Here is a 21232-nt window from a genome sequence, read left to right as displayed (position 1 = left end):
AGGTGTAAATCGGTATATCAGCGGTAATCGTCTACCGGCACACACGCGCAAAACAGGTTGCGGTCGCCGTAAACGTTATCCACCCGGTTCACCGCCGGCCAGTACTTGTGGGCCTTGGTGTGCGCATCCGGCGTCACGGCTTGCTCGATGCTGTAGGGCCGATCCCAAACACCGGTGATGTCGGCCAGTGTGTGCGGCGAGCGTTTCAGCGGATTGTCTTCCGGGTCCCAGTTACCGTTTTGCACTTCGGTGATTTCCGCACGAATACTCAGCATCGCGCCGATAAAACGGTCTAGCTCAGCCTTGGATTCGCTCTCGGTCGGCTCGACCATCAGCGTCCCCGGCACTGGAAAGGACATGGTTGGCGCATGGAAGCCGTAATCCATCAGGCGCTTGGCCACGTCCTCTTCGCTGATACCGGTCAGCGCCTTGAGCGGCCGCAGGTCGAGGATGCATTCGTGGGCCACCCGCTCGTTACGCCCGGTGTAGAGCACCGGGAAGGCGCCGGACAAATGCTGCGCCAGGTAATTCGCCGCGAGGATCGCCACTTCACTGGCATCCGCCAGTTGCGGCCCCATCATGGCGATGTACATCCAACTGATCGGCAAAATGCTCGCACTGCCCCAAGGCGCAGCGCTGACGGCACCGTTCTGCGGCTGCGGGCCGTCGATCGGCACCACCGGATGATTGGCCACGAATGGCGCCAGATGCGCCCGCACGCCAATCGGCCCCATGCCCGGACCGCCGCCACCGTGGGGAATGCAGAAAGTTTTGTGCAGGTTCATGTGGGAAACGTCGGCGCCAATGTCCGCCGGCCGCGCCAGACCCACCTGGGCGTTAAGGTTGGCGCCATCCATGTAAACCTGTCCGCCGTGACTGTGGATAACTTCGCAGATTTCGCTGATGCCTTCCTCATACACGCCGTGGGTTGAAGGATACGTCGCCATCAGGGCGGCGAGTTTATCCCCCGCCGCCGAGGCCTTGTCTTTCAGGTCGTCCAGATCGACGTTACCCGCCTCGTCACACTCGACGATCACCACGCGCATCCCGGCCATTTGCGCCGAGGCCGGGTTGGTGCCGTGGGCCGAGGACGGAATCAGACAGATATCCCGCGCACCTTCGTGGCGACTCTCGTGGTATTTGCGAATCGCCAGCAACCCGGCGTACTCACCCTGGGCGCCGGAGTTGGGCTGCATGCAGATCGCATCGAAACCAGTGATCGCGCAGAGCCAACGCTCCAGTTCCTCGATCATCAGCCCATAACCAACGGCTTGTTCCTTAGGTACGAACGGATGCAGGTTGGCAAATTGCGGCCAGGTGATCGGGATCATCTCGCTGGTGGCGTTGAGTTTCATGGTGCAGGAGCCCAGCGGGATCATCGACTGGTTCAGCGCCAGGTCTTTGTTCTCCAGTTGCTTGAGGTAGCGCAGCATTTCGGTTTCGCTGTGATGGGCGCTGAACACCGGGTGACGCAGATAAGGTGTGCTGCGCAGTAACCCGTCAGGAATGCCGGAAACCAGGGTTTCAGCGTCCAGTTCCTCGACGTTGAGCCCATGATCGGCACCGAGGAACACATCAAACAGTTTCGCCACAGTGCTTTCATCGCAGGTTTCATCCAGGCTCAAGGCCAAGTGCCCGCGCCCGAGAATGCGCAAATTGATCTGCGCGGCGTGGGCGCTTTCGATGATCGCCGTTTGCGCGCCGCCGACTTCCAGGGTCAGGGTGTCGAAGAACTGCTTGTTGAGCCGGGTAATGCCGTGGCGTTCCAGGCCGGTAGCCAGGATGCAGGTCAGCCGATGCACGCGCTGGGCAATCCGTTTCAACCCTTCCGGGCCGTGATAAACCGCGTAGAAACTGGCGATATTCGCCAGCAGCACCTGGGCGGTGCAGATGTTCGAGTTGGCCTTCTCCCGGCGGATATGTTGCTCGCGGGTTTGCAGGGCCATGCGCAGGGCGACGTTGCCACGGGCATCTTTCGACACGCCGATGATCCGTCCGGGAATCGCCCGTTTGTACTCATCGCGACTGGCGAAAAATGCTGCGTGGGGTCCGCCGTAGCCCATCGGTACGCCGAAACGTTGGGATGAACCGAATACCACATCGGCGCCCAACTCCCCCGGCGGCGTCAGCAACAGCAGGCTCAGCAGATCGGTCGCGACACAGGCCAGCGCCTGCTGGGCATGCAAATGATCGATCAATGGCCGCAGATCGCGAATCTCACCGTGGGTGTCGGGGTACTGCAGCAATGCGCCGAACACCTGGTGCTGCTTCAAGTTATCCACAGTGTCGATGATCAACTCGAAACCGAAACCCTCGGCCCGGGTCTGGACCACGGAAATGGTCTGCGGGTGGCAGTTCTCGTCGACGAAAAACAGATTGCTCTTGGATTTGGCGACGCGCTTGGCCAGCGCCATGGCTTCCGCCGCAGCCGTAGCCTCATCCAGCAGCGAAGCGTTGGCCAGTTCCAGACCCGTGAGGTCGATGGTCAGTTGCTGGAAATTGAGCAGCGCTTCGAGCCGGCCCTGGGCAATCTCCGGTTGATACGGCGTGTAGGCGGTGTACCAGCCGGGATTTTCCAGCACGTTGCGCAGGATGACGGTCGGCGTGAGGGTGCCGTGGTAGCCCATGCCGATCAGGCTGGTCCAGACCTGGTTCTGTTCGGCATAGCCGCGCAGTTTGGCCAGCGCGGCCTCTTCGTCGAGGGCCGGCGGCAAGTCCAGTTCACGGTTGAGGCGAATGCCCGGCGGCACGGTCTGCTCGATCAGCTCGACCCGGCTGCCAACACCTAGGCTATCGAGCATCGCCTGCTGCTCGGCAGCGTCTGGCCCCAAGTGGCGGCGCAGGAAGGCATTGGGGTCGCGTAACTGGCTCAAGGACGGCAACTGGGACATGACGGGCTCTCTCTTGACTGGCGCTCGGCGTCGGTGCAACACGGTCAAACCAGCATAGCAGTCGATACCCGAGCGGATGGCGTGGCGCCTTCGGCCAATCCCGATCATCATGTCCGGCGCCTACTTAACGTCCGCTATCGGGTGTCTATCGCTTATGAGCCAACTGCCCTTTCTACCGTTTTCCAAACCCGTCATTGATGAAGCCACCATTGCCGCGGTCGGCGATGTGCTGCGCTCGGGCTGGATCACCAGCGGCCCCAAGGTCCAGGCCTTTGAAGCGCAACTGTCGGAATTTTTTGCTGGTCGCCCGGTGCGCACCTTCAACTCCGGCACCTGCACGATGGAGATTGCGCTGCGCATTGCCGGCGTCGGGCCGGGGGATGAAGTGATCACCACGCCGATTTCCTGGGTCGCCACCGCCAACGTGATTCTGGAAGTTGGCGCCACCCCGGTATTTGCCGACATCGACCCGGTCACCCGCAACATCGACCTCGATCAACTGGAAGCAGCCATCACCCCGCGCACCAAGGCAATCATACCGGTGTACCTCGCCGGGTTACCGGTGGACATGACGCGGCTTTATGCGATCGCCAGGAAACACGGCTTGCGCATTGTTGAAGACGCCGCCCAAGCCTTGGGTTCGAGCTGGAACGGCCAACGCATCGGCGCTACCGGGGATTTCGTGTCGTTCAGTTTCCAGGCGAACAAGAACGTCACTTGCTCGGAGGGCGGTTGCCTGGTGCTGAACACACCTGAAGAGGTGCGACTGGCGGAAAAGTACCGTTTACAGGGCGTCACCCGTACTGGCTTCGATGGCCTGGATGTGGATGTGCTGGGCGGCAAGTTCAACATGACCGATGTCGCGGCGGCCATTGGCTTGGGGCAATTTGCCCATATCGAGGCGATCACGGCGCATCGTCGTGAACTGGCGCGGCATTATTTCGCATGTTTTGGTGAGGATTTCCAAGCGCATTACGGGGCGCAACTGCCGCCGGCAGATTTCGAGAACAGCAACTGGCACTTGTTCCAACTGGTGTTACCGGAGCGCAAGCCACGGGCCGCGTTTATGGAGCAGATGCAGGCACTGGGCGTCGGCATCGGCTATCACTACCCGCCGATCCATCTGCTGAGTCTTTACCGCGAGCGCGGTTTCAAGGACGGGATGTTCCCGGTGGCGGAACGGGTGGGTCGATTGATTGTTTCGTTGCCGATGTTTACCACTATGACCAAGGCGGATGTGGAGCGGTCGGTGGCGGCGGTCAAGTCGGTTCTAAAGCCATAAAAACCTGTGGGAGCGGGCTTGCTCGCGAAGAGGGAGTATCAGTCGATATGAACGTTGACTGACACACTGCTTTCGCGAGCAAGCCCGCTCCCACATGGGTTTCGCAAGGCTTGGGTTATTCGCCGATTACGGCTTTGTAGCCGGCCGCGTCGAGCAGCTTGTCCAGCTCAGCCTTGTTGCTTGGCTTGAGTTTGAAGATCCACGCACCGTACGGGTCAGTGTTAAGCGCTTCAGGCGAACCGCTCAGGTCTTCGTTGATCGCGATCACTTCACCGGAAATCGGGGAGTAGATGTCGGAGGCGGCTTTTACCGACTCGACCACGCCGGATTGATCGCCGGCAGCAAACACTTTGCCGACTTCGGTCAGCTCAACAAACACCACGTCGCCCAAGGCTTCCTGAGCGTGATCGCTGATGCCCACGGTGACGGTGCCATCGGCTTCCAGACGCGCCCATTCGTGACTTTCGGCAAAACGCAGGTCGGCAGGGATATCGCTCATGTTCTGTGTCCTCAAGAAAAATGTCAGCGGTCGTTGCCCGCCAGAAAAGGGTTAGATCAAGGTTTTGCCATGGCGTACGAAGGTCGGTTTGACCACTCGGACCGGATACCACTTGCCACGGATTTCCACTTCTGCGCGGTCGGCTGTCGCCATCGGCACGCGCGCCAGTGCAATCGACTTGCTAAGCGTAGGAGAGAAACTACCACTGGTGATCTCCCCTTCGCCAACATTGGCGATACGGACCACTTGATGAGCACGCAAAACCCCGCGCTCTTCAAGGACCAGACCGACCAGTTTGTGCTGTATGCCGCCGGCCCGCTCGGCTTCCAGGGCAGTGCGACCGATGAACTGGCGAGTGGCCGGTTCCCAGGCAATGCTCCAGGCCATATTGGAGGCCAGCGGTGAGACATCTTGATGAATGTCCTGGCCGTAAAGGTTCATTCCGGCCTCGACCCGCAAGGTGTCCCGGGCGCCAAGGCCGATGGGCGAGATGCCCGCGCCCACCAAATCGTTGAAGAAACCGGGAGCCTGACTGGCCGGCAGCACGATTTCCAACCCGTCTTCGCCGGTGTAGCCGGTGCGGGCGATAAACCAGTCGCCGTCGAACTGGCCTTCGAAAGGTTTGAGCATTTGAATGAGATTGCCGCGGGACTGGGTGACCAGCTCAGCGATCTTGTGCCGGGCCTGAGGGCCTTGAATGGCCAGCATCGCCAATTCGGAACGTTCGTGGAGCCGAACATTGAAGTCGCCGAGGTGCGCCTGCATCCAGGCCAGGTCCTGATCCCGGGTGGAGGCGTTGACCACCAGCCGATAGCCGTCCTCGAGACGGTAGACGAGCATGTCGTCGACGATGCCGCCGTGCTCGTTGAGCATGGTGCTGTAGAGCGCACGGCCGGAGCTGTGCAGGCGTTCGACGTCATTGGCCAGCAAGTGCTGGAGCCAGGCTTTGGCCTGGGGTCCGTCGACATCGATCACGGTCATATGGGACACATCGAAAACCCCGCAATCGCGGCGCACCTGATGGTGTTCCTCGACTTGCGAGCCGTAATGCAGTGGCATATCCCAACCGCCAAAATCGACCATCTTCGCGCCGAGGGCGAGATGAAGGTCATACAGAGGCGTACGCTGTCCCATGGGTTTCTCCTTCCGGGCGTGGCGAAGGTGCGGACAGGTTCAGAGAGCTGAAAGCCTTGAAATAGAAGGCCTACAGCCTATCTCAGCTACCTGGTCTGACAGACGGACCGCACCGAATGCCGCGCATTGTAGCCGCATGGTGTAGGACTGGCACCTAGGCGTTTCGATGCGCCGAGCGTCGAATCAATCCGATGACCGGTAACAGCCCGACCAAAACCAGAGTCAGCGCCGGCAACGAGGCCCTCGCCCACTCGCCTTCGCTGGTCATTTCGAAGATGCGCACTGCCAGCGTGTCCCAGCCAAACGGGCGCATCAGCAGGGTTGCGGGCATTTCCTTGAGCACATCGACGAACACCAGCAACGCCGCGCTCAGGGTGCCCGGCAGCAAAAGCGGCAGATACACTTTGAAAAACAGTCGTGGCCCACTGACGCCAAGGCTACGTGCCGCTTCGGGCAAAGAAGGCCGTATTCGCGCCAGGCTGCTTTCCAGCGGACCGTAAGCCACCGCGATAAAACGCACCAGATAGGCCACGATCAACGCCGACAGGCTGCCCAGCAGTAACGGTTTGCCCCACAGCGGTACGACCAGTTCGCGATCCAGGTAACTGAACGCCAGCATGATCGACACCGCCAGCACCGAACCGGGCAAGGCGTAGCCGAGGTTGGCCAGACTGACGCCGGAGCGGATCACCCGAGTCGGCGCCAGGCGTCGGGCAAACGCCAGCAGCAACGCCACGCTGACCGTGATCAACGCCGCCATGCCGCCCAGGTAAAGGGTGTGGATGATCAGCCCGGCGTAACGCTCATCCAGATCGAAGCGCCCGCGCTGCCAGAACCACACCACCAGTTGCAGCATCGGAATGACGAATGCGCAGGCGAACACCAATCCACACCACCCCGTCGCCGCCAACGCTTTGAAACCGTGCAGGTGATACAGCGCCTTGACCCGTGGCCGCTCGTTGCTCGCCCGATTCGCGCCCCGGGCACGGCGCTCGCCGTACAGCACGACCATCACCACCAGCAGCAACAGACTGGCCAGTTGCGCGGCGGTTGAGAGACTGAAAAAGCCGTACCAGGTCTTGTAGATGGCGGTGGTGAAGGTGTCGAAGTTGAACACCGACACCGCACCGAAATCCGCCAGGGTTTCCATTAATGCCAAGGCCACACCGGCACCAATGGCCGGGCGCGCCATGGGCAGCGCCACGCGCCAGAACGCTTGCCACGGGGATTGTCCGAGGACTCGAGCAGCTTCCATCAGGCCTTTGCCCTGGGCCAGGAACGCCGTGCGCGCCAACAGGTAAACGTAGGGATAGAACACCAGCACCAGCACCAGGATCACCCCGCCGGTGGAGCGCACCCTCGGCAATCGCAGCCCGCTGCCGAACCATTCGCGCATAAGGGTTTGTACGGGGCCGGCGAAGTCCAGCAGGCCGACGAAGACGAACGCCAGCACATAGGCAGGAATCGCGAAGGGCAGCATCAGCGCCCAGTCCAGCCAACGTCGACCGGGGAATTCGCAGAGGCTGGTGAGCCAGGCCAGGCTGACGCCCAGCAGCGTGACGCCAATGCCGACACCGACGACCAGGGTCAGGGTGTTGCCCAGCAGGCGGGGCATCTGGGTGTCCCAGAGGTGGGACCAGATTTGCTGATCGATGGTTTGCCAGGAGAAAAACAACACGCTCAGGGGCAGCAGGACCAGCGCGGCGATGGCGAAGACCAGGGGATACCAGCGGCGTTGGGCGGGGTGGGCCAAGGGCGTTCTCTAGAAGGTGTTGAGCGACGCTAGCTTAACGCCGGTCTCTCTGTGGCGAGGGGGCTTGCCTGTGGCGAGGGAGCTTGCTCCCGCTTCGACTGCGCAGCAGTCGTAAAGCAGTGGATGCGATTTATCTGATGCACCGCGCCGCGTGGCTTTGGGGCCGCTTCGCAGCCCGGCGGGAGCAAGCTCCCTCGCCACAACAGCCGTGACTCAGTTCCAACCCGCCCGATCCATCATGCGAATCGCTTCCGCTTGGCGTTTGCCGGCGATTTCCACCGGCAAGGTATCAGCCACAAACTTGCCCCAACTCGCCACTTCCGCAGAAGGTGCCACCGCCGGGTTGGCCGGAAACTCCTGGTTCACGTCGGCGAAGATCTTCTGTGCTTCCGGCGTGGTCATCCACTCCACCAGGGCCTTGGCCGCTTCCGGGTGCGGCGCATGCTTGGTCAGGCCGATGCCCGACAGGTTGACGTGCACGCCACGGTCACCCTGGTTCGGCCAGAACAGCTTCACCGCCAGGTCCGGCTTCTGCTTGTGCAGGCGACCGTAGTAGTAGGTGTTGACGATGCCGACGTCGCACTGGCCTGCATTGATCGCTTCCAGCACTGCGATGTCGTCGGAGAACACGTCGGTGGACAGGTTGCTCACCCAGCCCTTGAGGATCTGCTCGGTTTTATCGGCGCCGTGGACTTCGATCATGGTGGCGGTCAGCGACTGGTTGTAGACCTTCTTCGCCGTGCGCAGGCACAGGCGACCTTCCCAGTTCTTGTCCGCCAGGCCTTCGTACGTGGTCAGTTCACCCGGCTTAACTCGGTCGGTGGAGTAAGCGATGGTCCGCGCCCGCAGACTCAGGCCGGTCCAGGCGTGGGCCGAGGAGCGATATTGCAGCGGGATGTTGGCGTCGATGGTCTTCGAGGTGAACGGCTGGAGGATGCCCATCTGCTCGGCCTGCCAGAGGTTGCCGGCATCGACGGTCAGCAGCAGGTCGGCGGTGGCGTTTTCGCCCTCGGCCTTGATGCGCTGCATCAGCGGCGCTTCCTTGTCGGTGATGAACTTCACCTGCACACCGGTTTTCGCGGTGTAGGCATCGAAGACGGGTTTGATCAGTTCGTCGATACGCGAGGAGTAGACCACCACCTCGTCGGCGGCCTGGGCGGCGGTGCTGCCGATCAGGGTCAGGGCCAGCGCGGTCAGTAGACGCTTGGATGCCAACATGGGAGTGGTCTCTCGATTGGAAAATGAGGCCAAATGATAAGGACTCACATTTGCCTTCTCAATCGAACAGTTCGCGGAGGAGTTACCAGATGTTGCATGGTTTGAAATGGGCGGTGGATGTGCCGACGCCTTCGCGGGCAAGCCTCGCTCCTACAGGGGAATGCGTTGCCCTTGTAGGAGCGAGGCTTGCCCGCGAAGAGGCCATCAGCCTCAACGAAGATGTCAGGCCTTGGCCAGCGCCGGCAAATCCCCGGTCAACCCCAGCGCCTCGCGCACAAACAACGCTTTGGCCTCGGGCATCTTCTCGACGAGCTTCAACCCGGCATTACGCAACCAGCGCACCGGCAGCGGATCGGCCTGGAACAACCGTTCAAAGCCTTCCATCGCCGCCATCAACGCCAGGTTGTGCGGCATGCGCCGGCGCTCGTAGCGGCTGAGGACTTTCACATCCGCCAGGCGCTCGCCGCGTTCCGCCGCTTGCAACAGCACTTCAGCCAGCACCGCCGCATCGAGGAAGCCCAGATTGACGCCCTGCCCGGCCAGCGGGTGAATGGTGTGCGCCGCATCGCCGATCAACGCCAGGCCTTCCGCCACATAACGCTTGGCATGGCGCTGACGCAGCGGCACGCACAGACGCGGATCGGCGCTGAGCACCGTGCCCAAACGCCCTTCGAAGGCCCGTTCCAGTTCGCGGCAGAACGCTTCGTCATCCAGCGCCATCAGGCGTTCGGCTTCGCTCGGCGTAGTCGACCAGACGATCGAACACCAATCCTGCTGACCATCCCGCTCCAGCGGCAGAAAGGCCAGCGGACCGTTGTCGGTGAAACGCTGCCAAGCGGTCATTTGATGTGGTTTGGAGCTGCGCACGCTGGTGACGATCGCGTGGTGCATATAGTCCCACTCGCGGGTTGCGATACCGGTCAAGCGGCGCACCGCCGAGTTGGCGCCGTCCGCCGCGATCACCAACGGCGCACGCAAGGTGCGGCCATCGGCCAGGGTCAGCAGCCAGTCATCGCCGGAGCGGCGCATCTGCTCCAGGCGCGCATTCGCCAACATCCCGAGGTCGCAGTCGTGCAGGCGGTCGAGCAAAGCATCCTGAACCACGCGGTTCTCAACGATATGCCCCAGCACGTCAGCGTGCACACTGGCCGCCGAAAAGTGGATTTGCCCGGTGCCGCTGCCGTCCCAGACGTGCATGTCGGTGTAGGGGCTGCTGCGCCGATTGGCGATGCCGTCCCAGACGCCGAGGCGTTCAAGAATTCGCTGGCTGGCGGCCGACAAGGCGCTCACTCGCGGCTCGAAAGGCGCGGCACCGTCGAAAGGTTTGACGCTCATCGGGCTGCCGTCCAGCAGCAGAACTTCCAGCCCGCTGTCCTGTAACGCCAGCGCCAGGGCGCTGCCGACCATTCCGGCCCCGACAATCAGCAGATCTGCGCGCATTTCCATGCTTTAAGCCTGTCTCGCTTGCGGCTTGAGCCGCACGTAAAGGGTTTTTTCGACCCGCGCCACCAAGTTGCCGGCGCCGTCGTGGATATCGACCTGCAACTTTGGCAGGTATTTTTCGCCGCTCGCCGTTTGCTGGCGGATCTCGTCGAGCAAGGTCTGGTCGATGTTGAATCGGGCGAACACCGGGCCTTTGCCCGGCGCGATGAAATCGATGTCGGCCGCCTTGTCCCAGACGATGTATTGGCGCCCGAGGTTCTCCATCAGCATCAGCATGTAGAACGGATCGACCATCGAATACAGGCTGCCGCCGAACTGGGTGCCGACGTAGTTGCGGTTGTACCAGCCCAGCCCCATGGACACCTTGATGTCCCGGAAGTCATCGCTGATGTGCCGCACCCGCACCCCGGCACCGAGGTACGGCGGGTAGAAGGTCATGAACCAACGCATCAACCGCGCCTTGCCGAATCTTGCGCTCAACCAGTTAAACATCCGGGCGAGTACCCAAACCCATGGCCTGCCGGGCGAACCAGCGTTTGGCCGGCGGCATCAGGTCCAGCCCCAGCAGGCCGATATTGCGGCCCAGGGACACCAGCGGCTGAGTGCTGCCGAACAAACGGGTGACCTGATCCGAGAAGCCCACGGTCAGGTTCTGGTCCATGCGCTGGCGTTCGCGATAGGCCTGCAAGGTGGCGAAATCGCCGGGGGCGGTTTCGCTGGCCAGCAATGCTTCGGCCAGGGCCTGGGCATCACGCAAGGACAGGTTGAAACCCTGGCCGGCAATCGGGTGCAGGCTGTGGGCGGCGTTGCCGAGAATCGCCAGATGCGGACGCACCTGCTCTTCGGCCTCGATCAGGGTCAGCGGGTACAAATGCCGCGCGCCGACCTGTTTCAAGGTGCCGAGGCGATAACCGAACACGCCCTGCAATTCGCTGAGGAAGCTCTTTTCATCGAGGGCCGCCAGCCGCTGCGCGTCCATGCCCAAACGGGTCCAGACCAAAGCGCAGCGGTTGTCCGGCAACGGCAACAGCGCCATCGGGCCTTCATCGGTGAAACGCTCGAACGCCATGCCGTTATGGGCTTCGCCCGGGGTGATGTTGGCGATCAGCGCGCTCTGGTTGTACGGGCGCTTCTTGATGCCGATCCCCAGTTGCTCACGCAAACCGGAACGGCCGCCATCGGCCAGCACCGCGAGGTCGCATTCCACAGTGGTTTCGTCGTTGAGGGTCAGGCGATAGCCGTCGGTCAGCGGTTCCATGCGGATGACCTCCGCCGGGCAGCGCCAACTGATCACTTCCTTGTCCAGGCCTTGCCAGAGGCATTGGCCGAGCCAGGCGTTTTCCACCACGTAACCGAGGGCCGGAACACCTTCTTCCATCGCCGACAGTCGCGCCGTGGAGAAACGCCCACGGTCGGACACGTGAATCTGCTTGATCGGCTCGGCGCGGCGGGAGATTTCCTGCCACACGCCCAGCCGTTGATAAATCTGCCGAGCGCCGTAGGACAGCGCCGAAGAACGGGCGTCGTAGCTCGGTTGATAGGTGTCACCGGGGGCGAACGGTTCGATGAGCACGATCTTCCAGCCCCGGGCCTTGGCCCCGGCCTGCAAGGCCAACGCCAGACTGGCGCCGACCAGGCCGCCACCGATGATTGCCAGATTGACTCGACTCATGCCGCGTGTGCCCGTGCTTGCGCCATCAGGGCCTCGATTTCCGCGACCGTTTTCGGCACGCCTTTGGTCAGGATTTCACAACCGGTCTTGGTCACTACCACGTCGTCCTCGATGCGCACGCCAATGCCGCGCCATTTCTTCGCCACGTTCTGGTTGTCCGGGGCGATGTAGATCCCCGGTTCCACGGTCAGCGCCATGCCGACCTCCAGCACGCGCCATTCGCCGCCGACCTTGTACTCGCCGACGTCATGCACATCCATGCCCAGCCAGTGGCCGGCGCGGTGCATATAAAAAGCTTTATAGGCTTCGCTGGCGATCAACTCGTCGACGTCGCCCTGCAACAGGCCCAACTTCACCAACCCGGCGGTAATCACCTGGACCGTGGCTTCGTGGGCCTGATTCCAATGCTTGTTCGGCGCGATTTCGGCAAACGCCGCTTCTTGCGAAGCCAACACCAACTCATAGATCGCCTTCTGCTCGGCGGAATACTTGCCGTTGACCGGCCAGGTGCGGGTGATGTCGCTGGCGTAGCAGTCGATCTCACAACCGGCGTCGATCAGCACCAGGTCGCCGTCCTTGAGCACGGCGTCGTTCTGCTGGTAATGCAGGATGCAACTGTTGCGCCCCGCCGCGACGATCGAGCCATAGGCCGGCATCTTCGCCCCGCCCTTGCGGAATTCGTAATCGAGTTCGGCTTCGAGGCTGAACTCATGCAAACCGGCGCGGCTGGCCTGCATCGCACGGATATGCGCCTGGGCGGAAATCCGGGCGGCTTCGCGCATCACCTTCACTTCTGCCGCCGATTTATACAGGCGCATGTCGTGCAGCAGATGATCCAGGGCAACGAATTCGTTCGGCGGCTGGGCGCCGAGGTGCGCTTTAGAGCGGATCACGTTGATCCAGTCCATCAGGTGCCGGTCGAATTCCGGGTTGCTGCCCATGGCCGAATACACCCGGTCGCGCCCTTCGATCAGGCCCGGCAGGATGTCGTCGATGTCGGTGATGGGGAACGCGTCGTCGGCACCGAAGTCGCGGATCGCGCCTTCCTGGCCAGCGCGCAGGCCATCCCACAGTTCTCGCTCGGCGTTGCGCTCGCGGCAAAACAGCAGGTATTCGCCATGCTCGCGGCCGGGCATCAAGACGATGACGGCTTGGGGCTCGGGGAAACCGCTGAGGTACTGGAAGTCACTGTCCTGGCGATAGACATGCTCGACGTCGCGGTTGCGAATGGCCACCGCGGCGGCGGGCAGGATCGCGATGCTGTTGGGTTCCATCTGCGCCATCAGGGCCTTGCGGCGACGGCTGTATTCCGATTTCGGGATATGAATCATGGGCAGATGGCTTTCCCTGGCAGGCGATTAATGCAACGACGGTTTGGCAGCGGCCGGCTCGGCAGGCTTCTTGGTTTCGGTGAACAGCAGCAGCGGCGCGACGCGCAGGTACTCCATGACTTCCATATAGTCGCTTTCGCCGTCGTCAGACTCTTCCAGCGCGTCTTGCACCTGGGCGATGGCGGCGAGGTCTTGCAGCACCTCGGTCGCTTCCGTGCTCAGGGCATTGTCGCGGTACGTCAGGCCGAAACCGGCGAGGAAGCCCTGGCACCATTGGCCCAGCGCAGCGGCGCGGTCAGCCAGCGGGGCGTCGTCGGTGGGCAGCAGCAGAACGACGGTCATGTCGTCGCCGGTCAGCTCACCCTTGACCATCTCTTGCAGGCCGATCAGGGCGTTGCGGACGCTGTCTTGCAGCTCCTCGCCTTCGAGCAGCTCTTTGGCGTCTGCCAGCCAGCTGTCGGCAACGAAGCCGGCACCGGCGCAACTGCGGCCGAGCAACAGCCCGTGCAGTTCGGCGGGCGAGACGTTATAACCGCTGGAAGTCAGCAGCGTGGCGAAGGCTTGGTACGGGGAATTCTGAATGGGCATGGGCAGCTAGGCGCCAGACGGCGCTATGTCTAGAATGAAGGCCTTGTATCCTACATCGACAGACCCGCCAAGACTATTAAAGGCTGTCCGCCAGCTATTACCCCATCAGACAATCTCAGTGGACACAATGGAAGACACCGATCTGCAAGCGCTGATGGCAAGACTCGAGCTGCTAATTAGCCGAGTCGAGCAACTAAAGAGCCAAAATGGACTCCTATTAGCTCAGGAAAAGACCTGGCGCGAGGAACGCGCTCACCTCATTGAAAAAAACGAAATCGCCCGGCGTAAGGTCGAATCGATGATTTCGCGCCTCAAGGCCCTGGAGCAAGACTCATGAGTTCAAGCAATAGCGTTACCGTGCAGATCCTCGACAAAGAATATTCGATCATCTGCCCCCAGGAAGAGCGCAGCAACCTGGTGAGTGCCGCCCGCTACCTGGACGGCAAGATGCGCGAAATCCGCAGCAGCGGCAAAGTCATCGGCGCCGACCGCATCGCCGTGATGGCCGCGCTGAACATCACCCACGACCTGCTGCACAAGGAAGAACGCCCGGACGTACAGGCCAGCGGTTCGACCCGTGAGCAGGTTCGCGACCTGCTCGATCGCGTCGATCTGGTGCTCGCAACTGATCCGGACGTCACCAAGGGCTGAAACGCGAAACCGCTTGGGGTATACTCGCGTCACTCCCTGGGGTGCTTGCCAGTTGACGATGTCCCTGAGCCGATTCGCACTACCCTGGAAGTTGCACGTTGGGCTGGTGTGCATGTCCGCTAGACGGAAAGCCTTAAAGCCTACTGCTTCTTCCACCTTGAACTTTCGGGTTCAAGGGCTAAGTCAGCAGCGGTTCATCCGGGGAGCCTGATTCCAGTCCGATGCCGGTTTAAATACCGGCATCGGCTTTTTTACGGGTACGCTTTGTGTACCCGTCCTGCCGAAGCCTACTTCATGAACGAACCTGCGCTGCTTCCCCGCCCGCAACTTCGACGCATGCTGCGCAAGGCCCGCCGCGCACTGACGCCCAGTCAGCAGCGCCAGGCCGCTCGCGGGCTATATAAGCAGTTGGCCCAGCACCCGCTGTTTCGCCGCGCAAGACACATCTCCCTTTATCTGCCCACCGACGGTGAAATCGATCCGCGCCTGCTGCTGCGTGCCGCGCAACGTCGGGGCAAAGCGACTTATCTGCCGGTGCTCAGCGCCTGGCCGCGAACCAAAATGGTGTTCCAGCGCATTCGCCCCGGCGAAAAGCTCAAGCCCAACCGTTTCCGCATTCTTGAACCCCGGGCCAACCTCGGCCGGCAACGCAAGGTCTGGGCGCTGGACCTGGTGTTGTTGCCATTGGTCGGGTTCGACGATGTCGGTGGGCGCTTGGGAATGGGCGGCGGCTTCTATGATCGCAGCCTGGCTTATCTGGCGCGTCGCAAAACGTGGCGCAAGCCGACGCTGTTGGGGCTGGCCCATGAATGTCAGAAGGTCGAACGATTGGCTCAAGCGAGCTGGGATGTGCCGTTGCAAGGAACGGTGACTGACAAGGCGTGGTATTTCGCAGGTTCTGCACTGTAGGAGCAAAGCTTGCTCGCGATAGCGGTCTTTCAGGCAGATAGATATTCAATGCGACGCCGTCATCGCGAGCAAGCTTTGCTCCCACTATGCGGCGTCAGGAAGACAGAATCAGCGCTTGAAGGCCGACGGCTGTTGTTGCTGCGCGATTTCGATCGGTGCGTCGGTCTTGTTGTTCCACAGGCTTTGGGCATAGCCAGTGGTCACGACGCCGAGGCCGAACAAAATAACCAAAATCCATAGTAAATCCGGTTTGCGTTTCATCGATTGCCCCCCAAAGGCACATCAACACGATGACAGCAGCGGTTTCCGTTGTAGGCCGTGCAGCAGCGTCAAGCTTAGAAGGCCGGCATTTTGCGACAACGTGAACCGACACGCAAACACTGGCGTCAACCGACTGTCGGTTTGTCATAAAATTGCCCGACAACTTGCCCACTCACCTCGCAAGGAGCAAAAACCATGGCCTATTGGCTGATGAAATCCGAGCCCGACGAGCTCTCGATCAAAGATCTGGAGAAGCTTGGCAAAGCGCGCTGGGATGGGGTTCGCAACTATCAGGCGCGTAATTTCCTACGGGCGATGGCCGTCGGCGATGAGTTTTTCTTCTATCACTCCAGCTGCCCGGAGCCCGGGATTGCCGGGATCGGCAAGATTGTCGAAGCCGCGTATCCGGACCCGACGGCGCTGGAGCCTGAGAGCCATTACTTCGATCCGAAGGCCACGGCAGAGAAAAATGCCTGGAGCGCCATCGATGTGGCGCACGTTGAAACCTTCCCTAAAGTCCTGAAACTCGATTACCTGAAACAGCAAACCGCACTGGCCGAAATGCCGCTGGTACAGAAAGGTACGCGCCTGTCGGTGATGCCGGTGACCGCCGAGCAGTGGGCTGCAGTGCTCCAATTGCGCTAAATAAAGCAGAACCGCCCGGTCATCCTCTTTTGCCGACCTAATCGGGTTAGGCTGCGTCTCGATTGACTGGCATCAAGCCGCCCCGGCGCTCGATCAGCCAGACTAGGACGCAACAGCCGCAGGATGCCCGCATGTCTACGCACAGTCGCTCTTCGATTTTGTTCGCCAGTTCTTTGATGGTTCTACTGCTGGGCGCCGGTGGTTTCGGTTACTGGAAATCAATGCATGACCGTCTGCCCGAAGGGCTGTATGTCGGCAACGGTCGCCTGGAAGCCACCGAAGTGCAGATCGCCAGCAAAACACCGGGGCGGCTGGCCGAGGTGCTGGTCGATGAAGGGGACAAGGTCAGCAAGGGCCAACTGCTGGCCCGCATGGACACCCGCACCCTGGAAGCCCAGCGCAACCAGGCTGAAGCCGAGGTGCTGCGCGCCCGGGAAAACCTTTCAGCCGCCCAGGCCAACGTGCAATTGCGCCAGAGCGAACAACGGCTCGCTCAACAGGAACTCAAGCGTTCTCAGGAACTGTTCAAGCACGGTTTCGTCAGCGGCCAGATCATCGATCAACAGCAAGCACGCCTGGACACCGGCAGCGCAGCGGTTGCGGCGTCCCGAGCTCAGGTCTCGGCGGTCGGCGCGGCGATTGGTGCGGCGCAGGCCCAAGTCGCGATGCTGACCAGCGAAATCGACGACAGCAGCCTACGGGCTCCCATCGACGGGGTGATCCAGTTGCGCATGGCCGAACCCGGCGAAGTGCTCGGTGCGGGCGGGCGGGTCTTGCTGCTGATTGATCCTAACGACCAATACATGAACCTCTACCTCCCGGCCTCGGTGACCGGCCGCGTGGCGGTTGGCGATGAAGCGCGCATCCTGCTCGACGCCCTGCCCGATCACTCGCTGCCGGCAAAAATCACTTTCGTCGCCGGTAAATCACAGTTCACCCCCAAAGAAGTCGAGACCCGCGACGAACGGCAGAAACTGGTGTTCCGCGTCAAACTGCGCCTGAACGACCCAAGCGCCCTGCCCCAGGCCAAACCGGGCATGCCCGGCGCCGGTTATGTGCGCACCGCCCCTATTAGCTGGCCGGCCAACCTGCAATGACCGGCCTGGCGCTGCAAGCGACCGGCATCAACCACCGTTACGGCAAACAGCAGGCGCTGGGCGATATCACGTTCAGCCTGCCCGCCGGTACGCGTTGCGGGTTGATCGGCCCGGACGGCGCCGGCAAGTCGAGTTTGCTGGGCCTGATCGCCGGGGTGAAAACCCTGCAACAAGGTCAGCTGGACGTGTTGGGCGGCTCGATCCAGGATCGCCGCCATCGCAACAGCCTCTACCCGCGCATCGCCTTCATGCCCCAGGGCCTGGGCGGCAACCTTTATCCCGAATTGTCGATCAGCGAGAACATTCATTTTTTCGCCACCCTGTTCGGCCTGTCGAAAGCCGAATGCGACCAGCGCATGCACAGCCTGTTGCTGGCCACCGATTTGCTGCGTTTCGCCGATCGACCGGCCGGTAAGCTCTCGGGGGGGATGAAACAGAAACTCGGACTCTGTTGCGCGCTGATTCATGAACCGGACCTGCTGATCCTCGATGAGCCAACCACCGGCGTCGATCCCTTGTCCCGTCGGCGTTTCTGGGAACTGGTGGACGATGTCAGAAACCAGCGCCCGCAACTGACGCTGCTGGTCGCCACCGCGTACATGGAAGAGGCCGAGCAATTCGAACATTGCCTGATGCTCGACGGCGGCAAGCTGATCGCCACCGGCCTGAGCAGCGAATTGGCCGCCGCGACTGCCAGCGGCAAACTCGATGAAGCCTTCACCCACTTTCAGGGTGACAGTGGCCACGACAATCAACCGCTGGTGATTCCACCCCGCACCGGCGCCAACACCGACATCGCCATCGAAGCCCACGACCTGACCTTGCGCTTCGGCGATTTCACCGCTGTCGACAAGGTCAGCTTCGCCATCGGTCGCGGGGAGATCTTCGGCTTTCTCGGCTCCAACGGCTGCGGCAAAACCACCACGATGAAAGTCCTGACCGGCCTGATGCCGGCCAGCGAGGGCAGCGCCACACTGCTGGGCAATCCCGTGAACGCCAAGGACCTGGCCACCCGCAAACGGGTCGGCTTCATGTCCCAGAGTTTCTCGCTGTATGGCGAGTTGAGCGTGCGGCAGAACCTGGACTTGCATGCGCGCCTGTTCGATTTGCCCAAGGCCGACAGCGCCCTGCGTATCGACGAACTGATCCAGCGTTTCAATCTGGTCAACGTCGCCGATCAACAGTCTGGCGCCTTGCCTTTGGGTTTACGCCAACGACTGTCCCTGGCTGTGGCGGTGCTGCATCGCCCGGAAGTGCTGATCCTCGACGAACCGACCTCCGGCGTCGACCCGGCGGCGCGGGATGACTTCTGGCGGCTGCTGATCGAGTTGTCCCGCGAGCAAGGCGTGACGATCTTCCTCTCCACCCACTTCATGAACGAAGCCCAGCGCTGCGACCGCATCTCGCTGATGCACGCCGGTAAGGTACTGGCCTGTGACACCCCGTCAGCGCTGCAACAACAGTTCAAGGGCGAGACGCTGGAAGCGGCGTTTGTCACCTGCCTGGAACAGGCCCAAGGCGCTGGCGAAACGCCGACGCCGCCAGCGCCCGCCGACACGCCCGTCGCACCAACAACGCCAATGAAAGAACGTGGTTTCAGCGTCGGCCGCCTGGTGGCCGTGGCCAGTCGTGAAGGCAAGGAGTTGCTGCGCGATAAAGTGCGGATGGCGTTCGCCCTGCTCGGGGCGATTTTCATGATGGTGATCTTCGGCTACGGCATTTCCCTGGACGTGGAAAAACTCGCCTTCGCCGTATTCGACCAAGACCAGACGCCGCAAAGCCGTACGTATCTGGAAGCGTTCCGCAGTTCTCGCTACTTTGCCGAACAAGCACCGATCCGCGACAGCAAAGAATTGCACCGACGCCTTCAACGCTCGGAAATCAAACTGGCGCTGGAGATCCCGCCGGGCTTTGGCCGCGACCTGTACGCCGGGCGCCAGCCTACCGTGGCGGCGTGGCTGGATGGTGGGATGCCGTTTCGTGCTGAGACCAGTCGCAACTACGTCGAGGCGGTGCACCAGGCGAATATTGAGCAATTGGCTGAACAGAGCAGCCCCGCGCCGAACCATCAGCCGGCAGCAAAACTGGAAACCCGATTCCGCTACAACCAGGACGTGGTCAGCGTTAACGCCATCGGCCCCGGGGTGATGGCGCTGATCCTCGCGTTCATCCCGGCCATGCTCACCGCGCTGGGAATCGTGCGTGAGAAGGAGCTGGGATCGATCACCAACTTCTACGCCACGCCGCTGACCCGACTGGAATTCCTGTTGGGTAAACAGGCGCCGTATCTGGCTGTCAGCCTGATCAACCTGGCGGTGCTGGTGGCCATGAACCGCTGGCTGTTCGGCGTGCCGTTCAAGGGCAGCGGCCTGACCCTGGCCTTCGGCGGCTTGCTCTATGTGCTGGCCACTACCAGCATGGGCCTGCTGATTTCAGCATTCACCCGGACACAGATCGCCGCGATCCTCGGCACCATGATCATCACCAGCCTGCCGACCATCCAGTTCTCCGGGCTGATCGTGCCGCGCTCCTCCCTCGAAGGCGCCGCCTCGGTGATGGGCATGCTGTTTCCGGCCGGGTACTTCCTCGACATTGCCGTCGGCACCTTCACCAAAGCGCTGGACTTGCGACAGTTATGGCCGCAATGCCTGGCGCTGTTCGGGTTCTTTCTCGGGTTCACCGGGCTCAGCCTGGTCATGCTGAAAAAGCAGGAGGCCTGATGCACAAGCTTGCGCATATCTTGCGACTTGGCCTCAAGGAACTGACCAGCCTGCGCCACGACAGCGTGTTGCTGCTATTTCTGTTCTACGCCTTCACCGTGGCGATCTACATGCCGGCCGCCGGCTCGGTGATCGGCGTGCACAACGCCAGCGTGGCCATTGTCGACGAAGATCACAGCCACCTCTCGCGGCAACTGGCCCAGGCCCTGCAACCGCCGGAGTTCCAGCGCCCGGCGTTGCTGCCTTACGGGCAACTCGATCAGGTCATGGACAACGGCCAGTACACGTTCGTGATCAACGTGCCGGCCAATTTCCAGACGGATCTGTTGGCCGGTCGCCAACCGACGGTGCAGGTCAACGTCGATGCCACAGCGATGAGCCAGGCGTTCATGGGCGCGGGTTACATCGGGCGGATTTTCCAGCGCGAACTGCTGACCTACAGCGGCCAGACGGATCCCGCCAGCAAGGCGTCGGCGCTGCTGACCACTCGCTCGCTGTTCAATACCAATCTGGAGGGCGGCTGGTTCCTGGCGGTGATTCAGATCGTCAATAACATCACCATCCTCGCGATCATCCTGACCGGCACGGCGCTGCTGCGCGAGCGCGAACACGGCACCCTCGACCATTTGCTGGTGCTGCCGCTGACGGCGCTGGAGATCATGCTGGCGAAAATCTGGAGCAACATGCTGGTGGTGGTGCTGTGTACCTGGATATCACTGGAAGTGATCGTCAAAGGTGCGCTGGGCGTGCCGCTGGCCGGATCGATGACCCTGTTTTTGCTGGTGACCGCGGTTTATCTATTCGCCAGTACGGCATTGGGGATATTTCTGGCGACCCTGGCCCGCTCGACGCCGCAATTCGGACTGCTGGCGATTCCGGTGATCATCCCGATGTTGCTGCTGTCCGGCGGCAGCACGCCGCTCGACAGCATGCCGCAATGGCTGCAATGGGTGATGCAGGGTTCGCCATCGACGCACTTTGTCAGCTTGAGCGCCGCGATTCTGTTTCGCGACGCCGGGCTGAGCGTGGTCTGGCCGGACTTGCTGGCGCTGACCGCCATCGGGCTGGTGTTCTTTGCGATAGCGCTGATGCGGTTTCGCAGGAGTCTGGCGTCCTGACCTTTGGAATGAGGGGCTTT

General features: G+C 61.7%; 19 protein-coding genes and 1 other RNA gene. 9 read left to right on the top strand and 11 right to left on the bottom strand.

Features of this window, described 5'->3' with window-relative positions; translation table 11 throughout:
• Positions 1-17: 17 nt before the first annotated feature.
• Entirely contained in the window at positions 18-2891 is a 2874-nt protein-coding gene (gene gcvP / locus BK665_RS06635; protein WP_123403974.1) for an aminomethyl-transferring glycine dehydrogenase, read from the bottom strand.
• A gap of 154 nt (positions 2892-3045) precedes the next feature.
• Here gcvP and BK665_RS06630 point away from each other — a divergent pair, with 154 nt between their 5' ends.
• Positions 3046-4173, top strand: a complete 1128-nt coding sequence (locus BK665_RS06630) for a DegT/DnrJ/EryC1/StrS family aminotransferase (RefSeq protein WP_123403973.1) — start codon at positions 3046-3048, stop codon at positions 4171-4173.
• Between the two features lie 115 nt (positions 4174-4288).
• On the opposite strand, the gene gcvH is transcribed toward BK665_RS06630, so the two are convergent.
• The 9 genes from gcvH to BK665_RS06585 all read right to left on the bottom strand — a co-directional run bounded on the left by gcvH (position 4289) and on the right by BK665_RS06585 (position 13811).
• Entirely contained in the window at positions 4289-4672 is a 384-nt protein-coding gene (gene gcvH, locus BK665_RS06625; RefSeq protein ID WP_123403971.1) for a glycine cleavage system protein GcvH, read from the bottom strand.
• A gap of 51 nt (positions 4673-4723) precedes the next feature.
• A complete protein-coding gene (gcvT, locus tag BK665_RS06620) occupies positions 4724-5806 on the bottom strand; it encodes a glycine cleavage system aminomethyltransferase GcvT (protein WP_123403969.1) in 1083 nt (360 codons plus the stop codon).
• A gap of 154 nt (positions 5807-5960) precedes the next feature.
• On the bottom strand, positions 5961-7559 hold the full coding sequence (locus BK665_RS06615) for an ABC transporter permease (RefSeq protein WP_123403967.1): 1599 nt from the start codon (positions 7557-7559) through the stop codon (positions 5961-5963).
• 213 nt (positions 7560-7772) lie between these two features.
• Positions 7773-8777: an extracellular solute-binding protein gene (locus BK665_RS06610; RefSeq protein WP_123403965.1), complete on the bottom strand. Its 1005-nt coding sequence runs from the start codon at positions 8775-8777 to the stop codon at positions 7773-7775.
• A gap of 222 nt (positions 8778-8999) precedes the next feature.
• Positions 9000-10217: a 2-octaprenyl-3-methyl-6-methoxy-1,4-benzoquinol hydroxylase gene (locus BK665_RS06605; RefSeq protein WP_185076460.1), complete on the bottom strand. Its 1218-nt coding sequence runs from the start codon at positions 10215-10217 to the stop codon at positions 9000-9002.
• Positions 10218-10226: 9 nt separating this feature from the next.
• On the bottom strand, positions 10227-10712 hold the full coding sequence (locus BK665_RS06600; RefSeq protein ID WP_123403961.1) for a DUF4442 domain-containing protein: 486 nt from the start codon (positions 10710-10712) through the stop codon (positions 10227-10229).
• Complete coding sequence (gene ubiH / locus BK665_RS06595; RefSeq protein WP_123403959.1) at positions 10705-11892, bottom strand: 2-octaprenyl-6-methoxyphenyl hydroxylase; 1188 nt, start codon at positions 11890-11892, stop codon at positions 10705-10707. The genes BK665_RS06600 and ubiH overlap by 8 nt, the downstream gene beginning before the upstream one ends.
• Positions 11889-13223 (bottom strand): Xaa-Pro aminopeptidase, encoded by a 1335-nt coding sequence (gene pepP / locus BK665_RS06590; protein ID WP_123403958.1) that lies wholly within the window; start codon positions 13221-13223, stop codon positions 11889-11891. The genes ubiH and pepP overlap by 4 nt, the downstream gene beginning before the upstream one ends.
• A gap of 27 nt (positions 13224-13250) precedes the next feature.
• Positions 13251-13811 carry a YecA/YgfB family protein gene (locus BK665_RS06585; RefSeq protein ID WP_123403956.1) on the bottom strand — a complete coding sequence of 187 codons (561 nt, stop codon included), beginning with the start codon at positions 13809-13811 and terminating at the stop codon, positions 13251-13253.
• A gap of 127 nt (positions 13812-13938) precedes the next feature.
• On the opposite strand from BK665_RS06585, the gene BK665_RS06580 reads away from it, so the two are divergent.
• The 4 genes from BK665_RS06580 to BK665_RS06565 all read left to right on the top strand — a co-directional run bounded on the left by BK665_RS06580 (position 13939) and on the right by BK665_RS06565 (position 15371).
• A complete protein-coding gene (locus BK665_RS06580) occupies positions 13939-14148 on the top strand; it encodes a TIGR02449 family protein (RefSeq protein WP_007942437.1) in 210 nt (69 codons plus the stop codon).
• Positions 14145-14462 (top strand): cell division protein ZapA, encoded by a 318-nt coding sequence (locus BK665_RS06575; RefSeq protein ID WP_007942435.1) that lies wholly within the window; start codon positions 14145-14147, stop codon positions 14460-14462. The genes BK665_RS06580 and BK665_RS06575 overlap by 4 nt, the downstream gene beginning before the upstream one ends.
• Positions 14463-14492: 30 nt before the next feature.
• Positions 14493-14671: non-coding RNA, 6S RNA (gene ssrS / locus BK665_RS06570), on the top strand.
• Positions 14672-14756: 85 nt separating this feature from the next.
• Positions 14757-15371, top strand: a complete 615-nt coding sequence (locus tag BK665_RS06565) for a 5-formyltetrahydrofolate cyclo-ligase (RefSeq protein ID WP_123403954.1) — start codon at positions 14757-14759, stop codon at positions 15369-15371.
• A gap of 108 nt (positions 15372-15479) precedes the next feature.
• On the opposite strand, the gene BK665_RS06560 is transcribed toward BK665_RS06565, so the two are convergent.
• Positions 15480-15632: a hypothetical protein gene (locus BK665_RS06560; RefSeq protein ID WP_007942433.1), complete on the bottom strand. Its 153-nt coding sequence runs from the start codon at positions 15630-15632 to the stop codon at positions 15480-15482.
• Between the two features lie 195 nt (positions 15633-15827).
• On the opposite strand from BK665_RS06560, the gene BK665_RS06555 reads away from it, so the two are divergent.
• The 4 genes from BK665_RS06555 to BK665_RS06540 all read left to right on the top strand — a co-directional run bounded on the left by BK665_RS06555 (position 15828) and on the right by BK665_RS06540 (position 21212).
• A complete protein-coding gene (locus BK665_RS06555) occupies positions 15828-16277 on the top strand; it encodes an EVE domain-containing protein (protein ID WP_123403953.1) in 450 nt (149 codons plus the stop codon).
• Between the two features lie 131 nt (positions 16278-16408).
• Positions 16409-17374: an HlyD family secretion protein gene (locus BK665_RS06550; RefSeq protein ID WP_123403951.1), complete on the top strand. Its 966-nt coding sequence runs from the start codon at positions 16409-16411 to the stop codon at positions 17372-17374.
• Entirely contained in the window at positions 17371-20094 is a 2724-nt protein-coding gene (gene rbbA / locus BK665_RS06545; protein WP_123403949.1) for a ribosome-associated ATPase/putative transporter RbbA, read from the top strand. Before BK665_RS06550 ends, rbbA begins: the two co-directional genes overlap by 4 nt.
• Entirely contained in the window at positions 20094-21212 is a 1119-nt protein-coding gene (locus BK665_RS06540; protein ID WP_123403946.1) for an ABC transporter permease, read from the top strand. Before rbbA ends, BK665_RS06540 begins: the two co-directional genes overlap by 1 nt.
• The last annotated feature ends 20 nt before the right edge of the window (positions 21213-21232 follow it).

The organism is Pseudomonas frederiksbergensis (genome assembly GCF_003732665.1).
Classification (GTDB): domain Bacteria; phylum Pseudomonadota; class Gammaproteobacteria; order Pseudomonadales; family Pseudomonadaceae; genus Aquipseudomonas; species Aquipseudomonas frederiksbergensis_G.
This window is presented reverse-complemented; position numbering and strand designations above follow the sequence as displayed.